The sequence below is a fragment of the Isoptericola sp. NPDC057653 genome (genome assembly GCF_042799955.1).
Taxonomy (GTDB): domain Bacteria; phylum Actinomycetota; class Actinomycetes; order Actinomycetales; family Cellulomonadaceae; genus Isoptericola.
In genome coordinates, this window is record NZ_JBHVHP010000003.1 from 129108 (window position 1) to 141684 (window position 12577).

8 protein-coding genes are annotated in these 12577 nt (G+C 70.7%); 4 read left to right on the plus strand and 4 right to left on the minus strand.

Annotation, left to right across the window (positions count from 1 at the left end; all coding sequences use genetic code 11):
* Window positions 1-73 precede the first annotated feature (73 nt).
* From ACFU9A_RS17590 to ACFU9A_RS17605, 4 genes are read left to right on the plus strand one after another with little or no spacing between them, the layout of a single operon-like run.
* The gene (locus ACFU9A_RS17590) at window positions 74-1000 is read left to right on the plus strand and encodes an ABC transporter permease (protein WP_430576592.1); all 927 of its coding nucleotides are present in this window, start codon (window positions 74-76) and stop codon (window positions 998-1000) included.
* Window positions 987-2006: an ABC transporter ATP-binding protein gene (locus ACFU9A_RS17595; protein WP_430576593.1), complete on the plus strand. Its 1020-nt coding sequence runs from the start codon at window positions 987-989 to the stop codon at window positions 2004-2006. The genes ACFU9A_RS17590 and ACFU9A_RS17595 overlap by 14 nt, the downstream gene beginning before the upstream one ends.
* Window positions 2007-2017: 11 nt before the next feature.
* Window positions 2018-3175, plus strand: a complete 1158-nt coding sequence (gene wecB, locus ACFU9A_RS17600) for a non-hydrolyzing UDP-N-acetylglucosamine 2-epimerase (RefSeq protein ID WP_430576967.1) — start codon at window positions 2018-2020, stop codon at window positions 3173-3175.
* The gene (locus ACFU9A_RS17605; RefSeq protein ID WP_430576594.1) at window positions 3172-4848 is read left to right on the plus strand and encodes a DUF6270 domain-containing protein; all 1677 of its coding nucleotides are present in this window, start codon (window positions 3172-3174) and stop codon (window positions 4846-4848) included. Before wecB ends, ACFU9A_RS17605 begins: the two co-directional genes overlap by 4 nt.
* Before the next feature lie 23 nt (window positions 4849-4871).
* Here the strand turns inward: ACFU9A_RS17605 and ACFU9A_RS17610 are convergent, their stop codons facing one another.
* From ACFU9A_RS17610 to wecC, 4 genes are all read right to left on the minus strand, one after another.
* Complete coding sequence (locus tag ACFU9A_RS17610) at window positions 4872-6284, minus strand: hypothetical protein (protein ID WP_430576595.1); 1413 nt, start codon at window positions 6282-6284, stop codon at window positions 4872-4874.
* Complete coding sequence (locus ACFU9A_RS17615; RefSeq protein ID WP_430576596.1) at window positions 6277-9072, minus strand: heparinase II/III family protein; 2796 nt, start codon at window positions 9070-9072, stop codon at window positions 6277-6279. Before ACFU9A_RS17615 ends, ACFU9A_RS17610 begins: the two co-directional genes overlap by 8 nt.
* A gap of 19 nt (window positions 9073-9091) precedes the next feature.
* A complete protein-coding gene (locus ACFU9A_RS17620; protein WP_430576597.1) occupies window positions 9092-11134 on the minus strand; it encodes a glycosyltransferase in 2043 nt (680 codons plus the stop codon).
* 191 nt (window positions 11135-11325) lie between these two features.
* Window positions 11326-12573 carry a UDP-N-acetyl-D-mannosamine dehydrogenase gene (gene wecC / locus ACFU9A_RS17625; RefSeq protein WP_430576598.1) on the minus strand — a complete coding sequence of 416 codons (1248 nt, stop codon included), beginning with the start codon at window positions 12571-12573 and terminating at the stop codon, window positions 11326-11328.
* Between the last annotated feature and the right edge of the window lie 4 nt (window positions 12574-12577).

Below are 12577 nucleotides of genomic sequence, written 5' to 3' on the forward strand. Positions count from 1 at the left end.
GCCCTTCGTGGAGGGGGCCGTCGGGACGGCGGCGCGCAAGGGCACACCGTCGCTCACTCTAGGATGCGGGGCGATGACGTACGAAGCCGAAGTTCGACAGGGCGCGACGCGCCCCGCCGACCTGTACGCGGAACTCTTCGGCAAGCAGGCGTCCACCCTCGAGGTCGTGTCCACGGGGCGGCTGTCCCAGGTGGGCGCCCGGCCCCCGATCCGCACCTACCTCGCCCAGCTGTGGAAGCGGCGGCACTTCCTGTGGGCCGAGGCGCGGGCCAAGGTCACCAGCGGGACCCGCGAGACCCTGCTCGGGCAGGCGTGGCTGGTCATCAACCCCATGCTCAACGGGCTGGCGTACTACCTGATCTTCGGGCTCGTGCTCAAGTCCAGCCGGGGGATCGACAACTTCCTCGGCTACCTGATCGTCGGGGTGTTCCTCTTCCAGTTCACGACCACCTGTGTCAACGGCGGGGCCAAGTCGATCGCCAGCGGCCGCAACCTCATCCGCGCGTTCAGCTTTCCGCGTGCTTCCCTGCCGATCTCCGTCGTGCTGCGGGGAGTGCTCAACCTCCTCCCGACGCTCGCCGCCATGTTCGTGCTGATCCTCGCCCTCCCCGAGAAGGAGCACTGGACGGCGGCGGCAGCGTTCTTCCCCGCGGTGCTCGTGCTCCAGGTCGTCTTCGTCACGGGGCTGGCGCTGCTGCTCGCGCGCGCCGCCGCAGCACTCCCCGATCTCAACCAGCTCATCAGCGTGCTCATGCGGTTCTGGCTCTACGGGTCCGCCGTCTTCTTCTCCATCGACAAGTTCGCGAACTACCCGTGGGTCGTGGGCATCATGGAGGCCAACCCGATGTACATGGTGCTGGACGCCGCGCGCGACACCCTGCTCTACGGCGTCGTACCCAGCGCTTCGACCTGGATCGGGCTGACCGCGTGGTCGGCGGGCACGCTCGTCATCGGCTTTCTCGTGTTCTGGCGGGCGGAAGAGTCCTATGGCCGTGCCTGAGCTTGCCGTCGCCGCGCAGTTCAGTCGCCCGACGACCGCCGACCAGCCCACGACCGGCAAGCCCGCCGGGTCCTTCGCCGACCCGTTCGCCCAGGCCACGGTGGCCGTGCAGGACGTCAGCGTCCGCTACCGCGTGCCGTCCACCGACGCCGCCGAGCGCCGCCGTCGCGCCAACCCGGTCGTCAAGGCCGCCCGCACCGTGCTCGGCAACGACCCCAAGGTGCTCGTGCGCGCGTTGTCCGGCATCTCGTTCGTCGCGAAGTCGGGCGAGCAGATCGGCCTGGTCGGGCAGAACGGGTCCGGCAAGAGCACGCTGCTGCGCATCATCGCCGGGCTCGAGAACCCCGCCAAGGGCCGGGTGCTCGCCGAGAGCACCCCCGTCCTCATCGGCGTCAACGCCGCACTGGTGCCCGACCTGTCCGGCGAGGAGAACATCCGCCTCGGCTGCCTCGCCATGGGGCTGACTCCGACGCAGGCCGAAGCAGCCGCCCCGGAGGTCAAGGAGCTCGCCGGGCTCGGCAAGTCGATCTACCTGCCGATGAAGACGTACTCGTCCGGCATGGGAGCGCGGCTCCGGTTCGCCATCGCGACCGCGTCCAACCCCCACATCCTGCTCATCGACGAGGCCCTCGCCACCGGCGACGCCGCCTTCCGGGAGCGCAGCGAGGCAAGGATGCGGCGCCTGCGCGAGAGTGCCGGGACGGTCTTCCTCGTGTCGCACGCCGCCCAGACGATCGAGGAGACCTGCACCCGGGCCATCTGGCTCAACCACGGCCGCCTGGTCCTCGACGGCCCCGCCGAGGACGTCGCGCTCCGCTACCGCCAGTGGGCGTGGGCCGTCGCCAAGGACAAGGCCCAAGAGGCCAAGCAGATCATCGAGACCGCCTTCGCCGAGCGGGAACAGACCCAGGTCCGGGTGGAGGAGCCCCGGGCAACTCGTCTGTACACTGCCCGTCACGTGCGGCCGTCCACGACGTCGCGGCGTCGCAACCAAGGAGAGAAGTAGCAGTGGCAACCATGCGCCCGCGCATCATGACGGTGTACGGCACCCGACCCGAGGCCATCAAGGTCGCCCCGGTGATCAAGGCGCTCGAGGCCAGCGAGCACCTCGACTCGATCACCGTGGTCACCGGCCAGCACCGCGAGATGCTCGACCAGGTCAACACGATCTTCGGGATCACCCCCGACCACGACCTCGACATCTTCGAGCACGGGGCATCGCTCTCGACGATCGTCGCCCGCGTGCTCGAGCGCCTGGACCCCGTCCTGGTCGCGGAGCACCCGGCCGCCGTCGTCGTCCAGGGGGACACGTCCACCTCGACGGCCGCCGCCCTCGCCGCCTTCCACCGGGGCATCCCGGTGGTGCACGTCGAGGCGGGGCTCCGGTCGGGGAACATCCTGTCTCCGTTCCCCGAGGAGGCGAACCGCAAGATCACGTCGCAGCTCGCCGCCCTGCACCTGGCTCCGACCGCGACCAGCAGGGCCAACCTGGAGCGCGAGTCCGTCGCCGACGACGACATCGTCGTCACCGGTAACACCGTGATCGACGCGCTGCTCATGACGGTCGAGAAGAAGACCCCGTTCAGCGACCCGGCGCTCGAGCACCTCGCCGACTCCGGCAGCCGGATCCTCCTCGTCACGACACACCGCCGGGAGAACTGGGGCGGTGCGATGGAGGGTGTCGGACGGGCCCTCGCGCGCCTCGCGAGCGCCCTGCCCAGCGTGCAGGTCGTCCTGCCCGCCCACCGCAACCCGGTCGTCCGCGAGGCCGTGCTTCCGCACCTCGAGGGCCTCGACAACGTCACGGTGACGGAGCCCCTGGCCTACGGCGAGTTCACGCGCATGCTGTCGCTGGCCACCGTCGTCCTCACCGACTCCGGCGGGGTCCAGGAGGAGGCACCGAGCCTGGGCAAGCCCGTGCTGGTCATGCGGGAGAACACGGAGCGGCCGGAGGCGGTCGGCGCCGGCACGGTCAAGCTCATCGGCACCGACGAGGACCGCATCGTGGACGAGGTCATGGCGCTCTTCACGGACCAGGGCGCGTACGAGGCCATGGCCCAGGCGACCAACCCGTACGGCGACGGTTCGAGCGCCGCGCGATCGGTCGAGGCCATCCACCACCTCCTCAACGGCGGACCCCGGCCGGCGGACTGGCAGGTAGGGGCGACCCGATGAGCAGGCATCGCGTCTTCATCTACGGCTCGTGCGTCTCCCGGGACACCTTCGAGCACTTCGACCCCGACCAGTTCGAGCTCGTGCAGTACGTCGCGCGGCAGTCCGCCCTCAGCGCGTACACGCGGCCGGTCACCCTGGTCGACCCGCCGCAGCTCGAGTCGTCGTTCCAGCAACGGATGGTCTCGGGCGACTTCTCGTCCAACCTGCAGTCGCTCATCCCTGAGGCCGCCCACCAGACCGACCTGGTCCTGGTCGACCTCACGGACGAGCGCCTCGGCGCCTACGTGCTCCCCGACGGCTCGGTGATCACCCGGTCGACCGAGCTCATCAGCTCCGGCGCCGAGAACCACCTGCCTGCTGGATCGCAGCACCTGCCGTTCGGCAGCGACCAACACTTCCAGTACTGGTCCCAGGGCATCGCCGCAGTGGGCGAGCTCGTCCGCCAGCACATGCCCCACGCCGCCGTCGTGCTCCTGGACATCGCATGGGCGGAGCGCTCCGATTCCGGCGCCCCCACCCCGGCGAGCTTCGGCATCAGCGCGGCGGACGCCAACCCTGTCTTCGACGCCTACGTGCAGGTCGCCACCCAGGCGCTTCGCGCCGAGGTGGTCTCGCTGCGCCCCGAGGAGGTCGTGTCGAGCCCCACGCACCCCTGGGGCGACGCGCCGTTCCACTACGCCGAGGACGTCTACCTCAAGGTCGTCAAGGCGATCACCGGTACGGAGGGACGGCCTGCGTCGGCGGCGACCCCCGCGCCCACGGGGGGCGTCCGCCGTGACCACGGCGCGGGTGCCCCGAGCGCACCCACCCGCGCGTCGGTCCGCGACCGGAACGCTGTGACCCCGTCGCGGACCACCTCGACCGCGGTCGACGGTCCGAACCTCGTGATCGCAGGGACCCAGCAGGCCGGTGCCGACTGGCTGGCCCGTCAGCTCGGCGCTCACCCCGAGGTCTTCCTCGCTAAGGGCAAGGGGAGCACCTTCTTCAACAGGCCCACACGCCTCAAGAGCTCGTCGGAGAGCGATGCGTACGCCAAGGCGTTCGAGGCCGGACGGACCGCACGCTGGCGCGTCGACTGCACCCCCGACTACTTCTGGCACTCCCGCGGGGGTGCCTTCGGCCCGAAGAAGCCCAACACCGCCGAGAACATCAACGAGCTGACGCCCGCGGGCACGCCCGCCATCGTCGTCCTCCGTGAACCCGTGGCCAGAGCGCTGTCGGCCTACTGGCACCATTTCTCCCTGGGCAGGTTCGACCTCAGCTCGGGCCTGTTCCAGGTGCCCAGCACCCTCGGCGTCGTCGACCTCGGGTTCTACCGACGCCACTACGAGCAGTGGGCCTCCGTCCTGGGCAGCGACCGGATCCACGTCGTGCTCTACGACGACCTCGTCAAGGATCCCCGAGCAGCGCTCTCCCAGGTGCTGTCGACGCTCGGCCTCGGTGCCGGCGACGACTTCTGGAGGGCGGTGAACCTCAAGCCTGCCGTCGCCGCCAAGCCGTGGGTGAAGCCGTTCCAGCAGCGCGGCACGATCACCGAGCAGGAGGTCGCGGCGCTCTTCGAGCTCTACCGCCGGGACGTCACGTTCGTGGAGTCGCTGCTCGGTCGCAAGCTTCCGGACTGGCGCGACCGCAACCTGATCGTCCAGGGCTCCGTCGAGACCTCGGACCGCTGAGCGGCTCCCTCGTCGGGAGCCGCTCAGAGCGCGGCGAGTCGCTGGTCGTACTCGGCGACGATGCGGAACATCAGCTGCTTGTCGAACCGCTCCTCGTCCGGGAGCGCCATCGACGCGAGATAGATCGGGCGGCTGTTGAGCCCGGCGTGCGTCCTCATGACCGTGTCGGCCTCGCCCATCACGACGGCGGCCCACACCGCCATCCGCTGCTCGAGGTAGTGAAGGTCCCCCAGGTCGTACGGAGGGTTCTCCGGCTCGACGTGCCCTCGTGCCGCGAACCCCTCGAACGCGGACCGCGTGAAGGCCTGGTCGCCCGTCGACGGTTCCCGCACGGCTCGGGTATAGAACTGCCGGATCATCCCGGCGAGCCCGTCGCCGTTGGAGGGGACGAAAGCGGAGTTCCACGAACCCCGCATGACCTCGCCCCCGTAGCCCCGGACGAAGACGTCGGTGACCTCCACGTGCGGCGCGAGCATGGCCGGGATACGCGGACGCCCTCGGGTGTGCCCCGTGTTGAGCGCCGAGATCGACATCACCTCGGCGACCTGCGGGTCCCTGACATCAGGGTCGTCGACGACGGTGTGCGGCAGCCCGAGATGCGCGACCATCCGTTCGACCGTCGCGACCTCTGCGGGCGGCAGGCCGGGCCACGTGACGAGCCTCGGTGCGACCCCGTGCGCGACGAGCCCGGCGAGCAGAGTTCGGCAGTCGCTACCGCCCGTGGCCCCGACGACAGGGGTGTACCGCGCGGAGAGGAAGGTGGCGTACGCCTTGAAATACTCGTCCACGAGCTCGAAGACGTCGGCGAAGGTGGTCTCGCCCGGCGCGACCCGCGGCCAGTACCGCTGGGTCCGACGTGTGCCGAGGTCGAGGACGCTGTTGGGGACCAGCGTCACCACGTGGCGGTACCGGGTCAGGTCGCCCGGCAGATACCGCGTGCGCCGTGCTCGATACTCCGGGGCGGCCATGTACCGACTCGTCTCGCCGTCCAGGCCCACACCCGCAAGCCCTGCCACCAGGGCGGCGTGCGACCCCACGACGGCTGGTCCCCGCAGGGTGTAGTAGACGGTGCGCGAGCCGATCGGGTCGTTCAGCACCCGGACCGAGCTCCCGGTGAACACGAGCAGCGCGAACCGACCGGACAGCCGATCGATCGCTTCCCAGTCCCCCGTCGTGACGTGCCGGGCGAGGACCTCGTCGAGCCCCTCGCTCCCGTGCGCGACGAACACCTCGCCGATGACGGCACAGGTCCCGGCCGGCGTGGGGACGACGCGGACCTCCGCGTCAGGGTGCACGGCCAGCACGTGGCCGTGGAGACGGAGGGTGCTCCAGTCACGTACGAGCGTGCGATCCGTCGGCGTGGTCTCGGCGAAGCAGGCGAACCCGTATCGGAAGACGCGCGGATCACGCTCGGGCCGCAGGTCGATCTCAGCCATCCCGCCCCCTCGTCGACGACTCGCTCGCCCCTGCCGGACCGGCGAGCACCCTCGTCACCACGTCCTTCACCGTCGCGGCGTCAGGACTGATGTGGCCGTTGCCGAGGTCGAGCCGCTCCACCGTGAGCGGGACGTCGGGCCGCTCCGCCTGCAGCCGATCCCAGAACGGCACGGCATGGTCCCGCAGGTGGTGCGTGTCGCCCGAGTTGATCACGTACCTGATCTCGGGGCGTCCCGGGGCGTCGCGGTACCGCTCACCGAGCGAGACTCGCGTGACGTCCTGGGGCCGCAGCTCGCCGCTGCCGAAGACCCGTCGGAGAGCGCGCTCCGAGTACGACGCGTGATACATCCGTACGTCGGTCTGCGGGCTCATCGCGACGGCCGTCGCTCCGGGAACGTAGAGAGCCGTCGCCAGGGCGGCGAACCCACCCCCCGACGTCCCGAGCAGCACGACCTTCTCGATGCCCCTCTGCTCGACCACGCGTTCGATCATCCTGGCCATGACGGGGACCAGATCCACGTTTCGGGTGCCCAGGTACCACCCGAGCGAGAGCGAGGGGTCGAGGTCCAGGGTCGGGTCGGCGAACGCCATGACGTTGACGCCGAGGTCCCCGAGCGACCGCATCCGCTCGAAGCGCGGGAGCCCGGTCTTCAGTCGGTTCAGAGCCCCGTGAAGAGAGACGACGAGGTACGGGGACCCGGCGAGGTGGACTCGAGCAGGCAGCGCCAGCGGCCCGGCGCCGACCACCTGCACGGAGCGCTCCGACCGGAGGTCGAGAGCTCGCGGAAGGCTCTCGTAGACGTGGACGCCGGCGGGGGACATCGACGCCGAGGCCACGACGTCACCGTGCCCGAGGCGCATCCGGGTGCGCTCGTCGACCAAGGCCGCGGCCGCATCGTCCTGAGGGTGGAGGTCCCGCAGCAGAGCGGCACCTCCGTAGTCCACCCCCGACCTGAGCCGTTCCACGATGCCCGCGACGTCGTTCTTCGCCGGAGCAGCCCTCCGCGCAGCGACGGTGCGAGCATTCGCGTACTCGTCCTCCAGCAGGTCGATGGTGGTGCGGTCGAGCTCGCGGGGCCCGCTCGTGCCGGCCCGCGAGGGGTCGGCATCAAGGTTGCCGCCCGTGGCCGTCCCGTCCTTGAGCACGACGCGCTCGCTGCGGCCGAACCCGTGCACGTCGAACGCGGTGCCGTTGCCGTCGACCGCCTGCACGTTCACCCGAACGGCGTCCGAGCCGGGAAAGACGCCCATGATGGTGCGGAACCGCTTGCCCCGCCGGGCCGCCTTGACGACCGTGGTCGGTACACGGTCGCCCCACCCCGGTGACGTCCAGCCGTCCATCGGTTCGGTCTGTCCCCGCACGACCTCCAGGCGAGGTGTGCTGCCGCCCCACACCAGCGACGTCGACCTGCCGTTCCGGGTCACCACCACGCGCCCGCGGTCGACCGTCGCGCGGGAGGAAGGATCGATGTGCCAGCGAGACTCGACCTCGACGTCGGTGTCGGCGCGCACCGTGTCGACGACCAGCAGGCTCTCGGTCGCGCGGGAGTACACGACCTCCCGGTCGATCGACACTCCGGCGTACCCCGTGTCACGAGTGCGGTAGTACTCGTGGGTGTCAGAGGCGCTGTGCGCGATCAGCTCCACGGTGGCGGCGGGATCGTAGCGACGACCGAGGACGTGGACGACGTTGTGGCCGAGCCGGCCGAGGACGTAGTCGCGGAACTCGTCCTTCATGTAGCCGTACTTCCCCGCCTCGACGAGGACCGGCGCACCTTGCGCCCAGTAGGTGACGCTGCCACCGTCGTGGTGGCCATGGACCGCCTTGGCAGAGCCGAAGCGCAAGGAGTAGAAGGTCTCCTCCCGCATCCGTCTCTCGGTCTCTCCCCATCCGCTCCGACCGAAGGCGAACCCCGCGCGGTAGACGGCGCTGGTGGACTCGGGAGGCCGACCGTCGGCCCCCTCGGTCGCGACATAGAGCAGGTGCGGGTCGGTCGACCCGCGCAGGTGCGTGTTGGGCCCGGTGTCGCCGATGACCTCCAGCCGGCCGTCGGGCCGCGCCGCGTGCGCGAGAGACTGCGGCGTGGCCTTCAGCCGTGCGGCCGCGGCCCCCGGGTCGACGCCCTCGAGCTCGCACCGGCGCACGAGATCGGACATCCACTGGTAGTTGAGCAACCAGTACCCCGGCGCCGCCTCGGCGTTCACACCTTCGTCGTCGAACGCGCTCTGCGCGTGGGCCTCGATGCGCTCGCGAGCAAGCTGCGTCCAGCCGTCCCGCCCGAGCGCGCTCCCGAGCATCAGGAGCGCCGCGTGCTGGTGCAACGCGTGGTTGGAGTGCCCCAGGTGCGCAGGCTCGGCGAGCCACTCGCCGTGCACCCCGAGTGCGTCCAGCAGCCAGTCCGGACCGTCCACGTAGGGCAACCCGAAGAGCAGCGTCTGCGCCCGCATGGCGTCGACCATGTCCGCCCACGCATAGCTTCCGTGGCGGCGGCCCTCCTGGGGGTCGTGCGCGGCGCACCACGACCGGGCGATCCGCTCCCACAGGGGCATGAACGAACGGTCGCCGTTCGCCGCCAACCGCCGGATCGGGTCGATCCAGCGAAGCATCTGGAACTGCGCGGCCCAGTTCCGCTGCCCGTACGGATCCATCGTCCAGTCGATCGGCGCGCCGATCTCGGCGGTCGGGTGCGGCGGTAGGACGACCTTCCCGGCCACCAGCTCGTCGACGAGCTGCCGGTCGTTCGGGGTGGCCTCGAAGTGTCGTCCGAACGACTGGCGCAGCGCCACCCTCACGGCATGTTCGAGGTCAGCTGCCACTCGGGGTGCCCTCTCGCGCGGGCGAGGCATCCGACACCTCGGCACGAACCTCGTGCCGGGAGATCTCGTCGTAGACGGCCGACACGCGGCCGGAGAGTGCACTCCACGTGCGTTCCTGCTCGACCCACCGACGACCTGCGGCACCGAGTCCCCGCCTGAGGTCCTCGTCGTCGAGCAGGGTCGTCAGCGTGCGCACCAGGTCGGCGTGGTCGCCCTTGCGGTGGAGCAGACCGGTCTTCCCGTCGTCGACGATCTCGGCGAGAGCGCGCACGTCGGACGCGACGACCGCCTTGCCCATCGCCATCGCTTCGAAGGGCTTCAGCGGGGACACGAGCTCGCACACAGGGAGCGGGAGACGCGGGAACGGGGCGATGTCGACGAGGGAGTAGTAGCGCTCGACGTCAGCGTGCGGGACGCGGCCGGTGAACGTGACCACCCGGCCGAGCACGCCCAGCTCGTCGGCGAGAGCCTCGAAGGTCTCCTTCTCGGCGCCGTCGCCCACGATCAGCACGTGGAAGTCGTCGCGGGTCCGGTCGAGCTCGGCCGCCGCCCGGATCACGAGGTCCAGGCCCTCGTAGTCGAGCAACGACCCGATGTATCCGATCACCGTCTTGCTCTCGAGGCCGAGCTCCCGGGCGAGCTGGACGTCCCGCTCGACGGGGACGAACCGTTCCGTGTCGACGCCGTTCGGGACGAGGAGGATCTTCTCCTCGTCGACCCCACGGTTGATGAGCTCGTCCTTCAGACCGCCGGTGATCGCGATGACCCGGGTCGCCTTCGCCGCGGCGTCGGCCTCCATGCGCGCGATGTACCGGTACATGCCCGAGTCGTGCCACTCGGGGTTCCGCGACGCGCGCGTGACCTCCCAGAGCCCGCGGACCTCGTAGACCGACGGGATCCCCAGACGCCGGGCGGTCTCGACCGCCGTCAGGCCGTTCCAGTGGTTCGACGCCGCGTGGATGACGAAAGGTCGCTCGTCGCGGGCGAGACCCTCCAGCGCGGCGGAGTAGTCCCGGACGTAGTCCGTGATCGGGTTCTTGAGCCACCGACCGGGAGCGGTCGTCAGGCGCAGGTAGTCGACGCCGTCGATCACCTCGCGTGCGGGGATCTCCGTGAGCTCGTCGTGGCCAGGCGCGTCGAACGGATAGCCCAGTCGTGTGACGGCGGCCATCGACCAGTTCTCCGTCAGGGCGCGGAGCAGCCCGTGGGACCGCGTCGCATAGCCGGCGGAGTTGTACGGCAACGAGTTGTGGAGCAGGTAGAAGGCACGACGCTCGTCCGGCGTGTAGGCCGTCGCCGTCGCTCGCGGACCGAAGGGGAACCCTCGCTTCATGAGCTGGTAGTTCGAGACCTCGCCCTTGCGGGCCTGCTTCTTCTTGAGCGCCTGCTCGGACTCACGGCGAAGGCGCGTCGCCCAGCCGTCTCCGGGCACCGCCCGCAGGTACTGGTCGGCGAGCCGAGCGGTCCGGCCGTACTGCTGCCGGGCCCAGCTCCGTCGGACGGCGCGCCGGAGACCGGCCACGGGGATCTCGTCCACGGGCTGCTCCGCGAGGAGCTCCACGGCGCGCGAGACGTTCCCGGTCGCGAGATAGCGGAGGATCAGCGCCAGACGTGCCTCGCGCGGGTCGAGGCCCGCGAGGAGAGCGTCGCCCGCGGCCTCGTCGCCGTGCCGCGCCAGGTAGTGCCGCGTCGCCGCCCGTGCCACCGGGTCGGAGCTCTCCGCGAGAACTGCGATCCCCTGTTCGTGGCGTGCCGGCACCACCAGGGCGATCGCGTCCCGATGGATCTCGGGGTGCGATCCCAGGGTGGCGCCCAGACCGTCGAACGCCTGGGCGACGACCGCCGGGTTCTTGTCCTTGCTCCGGACGAGCTCTACCAGGAGCTCGAGCGCGTCGAGGTGCCACGGACGCAGGTCCAAGGCGGACTTGACGGACTCGAAGCTGACGTCGGACCGCGAGACGTCGAGCGACCACTGCGCGTGCATGAACCAGAGGTCCGCCCGACCGGCGTCCAGGAGGAGGGCTCGGCGCATGTAGTCGAGCGCACGGTTCCGCTTCCCGCCGCGCCACGCTTCCTTGGCAGCGACGACGAGCTCCGCCGCGGTCCGGCCGTCGATCTGGGCACGACGATCGGGGCCGGACGGAGCCGGCGGGACCTTCACGGCGGTGACGGGCACACCGCCGAGCGCTCGGAGGACCCGGCGGCGGACGCGAGACCTGGTGCTCACCGCGCGACGCCCCGGGTGTCGATGACGCCCGCGCCCGCGAGCTCGCCCGCGGCGACACGCTGCTTGAACTCCGTGTGGTCCACCAGGACGACGGTGACGTCGGCCGCCGCGGTCGCGTCGGCGAAGGACGCCAGCCGCACGTTGCGGCGGTTGGCCAGCTCCGGCGGAAGGGTCTCGATGTGCGGCTCGACGACCACGACCTGCGCGTGCGGCAGCCGGTCGGCGAGGTCGGCGACGATGCGGCGGGCGGGCGACTCGCGCAGGTCGTCGATGTCGGCCTTGAACGCCAGGCCGAGGGCGGCGACGGTCGGCGCCTCGACGCCGTCGGCGGCGGCGACGACCTGGTCGATGACCCACTGCGGCTTGCTGTCGTTCACCTCGCGCGCGGTCCGGATGAGGCGGGCCTGCTCGGGGTCGGCGTCGACGATGAACCATGGGTCGACGGCGATGCAGTGACCGCCGACGCCCGGGCCGGGCTGCAGGATGTTGACGCGCGGGTGGTGGTTGGCCAGGCGGATGAGCTCCCAGACATCGATGTCGAGCTTGTCCGCGATGAGGGAGAGCTCGTTGGCGAAGGCGATGTTGACGTCGCGGAACGAGTTCTCGACCAGCTTGGCCATCTCGGCCGTCACGGCGTCGGTGAGCAGGATCTCGCCCTGGCAGAAGACGGCGTACAGGTCCTTGGCCATCTCGGCGGCCTCGGGCGTCAGCCCGCCCACGATCCGGTCGTTGGTGACGAGCTCGATCATCACGCGGCCGGGCAGCACCCGCTCCGGGCAGTGCGCCACGTGGATCTGCGGGCGGCCGTCCGCACCGTCCAGGGACAGGTCGGGCCGCGCCTCGAGCGCCCACTCCGCCATCTTCCGGGTCGCCCCGGGGGGCGACGTCGACTCGAGGATGAGGAGCTCGCCTCCCTGCAGCTGCGGGGCCACGGCCTTGACCGCCGCCTCGATGTACGAGAGGTCCGGCTCGTGGTCGCCCTGGAAGGGCGTGGGCACCGCGATGATGAAGGCGTCCGCCGGCTCGGGGCTGTCCGTCGCGCGCAGGGTGCCGTGCTGCACCGCGCCGGCCACGTACGTCGCGAGGTCCGGCTCGACGAAGGGCACGTCACCGCGGTTGATGGCCTCGACGTTCGACGGCTTCACGTCGACGCCGACGACCTTGACGCCCTTCGACGCGAGGATGGCGGCGGTCGGCAGGCCGATGTACCCCAGGCCGATCACGCCGACGGTGTTGATCTCCATTGCT

What these genes read in the sequence shown, in the direction of transcription:
- ACFU9A_RS17610 (WP_430576595.1), bottom strand. Translation starts at nt 6,284, where the DNA reads ATGGCTGAGATCGACCTGCGGCCCGAGCGTGATCCGCGCGTCTTCCGA.
- ACFU9A_RS17620 (WP_430576597.1), bottom strand. Translation starts at nt 11,134, where the DNA reads ATGCGCCGAGCCCTCCTCCTGGACGCCGGTCGGGCGGACCTCTGGTTC.
- ACFU9A_RS17590 (WP_430576592.1), top strand. Translation starts at nt 74, where the DNA reads ATGACGTACGAAGCCGAAGTTCGACAGGGCGCGACGCGCCCCGCCGAC.
- ACFU9A_RS17595 (WP_430576593.1), top strand. Translation starts at nt 987, where the DNA reads ATGGCCGTGCCTGAGCTTGCCGTCGCCGCGCAGTTCAGTCGCCCGACG.
- wecC (WP_430576598.1), bottom strand. Translation starts at nt 12,573, where the DNA reads ATGGAGATCAACACCGTCGGCGTGATCGGCCTGGGGTACATCGGCCTG.
- ACFU9A_RS17605 (WP_430576594.1), top strand. Translation starts at nt 3,172, where the DNA reads ATGAGCAGGCATCGCGTCTTCATCTACGGCTCGTGCGTCTCCCGGGAC.
- wecB (WP_430576967.1), top strand. Translation starts at nt 2,018, where the DNA reads ATGCGCCCGCGCATCATGACGGTGTACGGCACCCGACCCGAGGCCATC.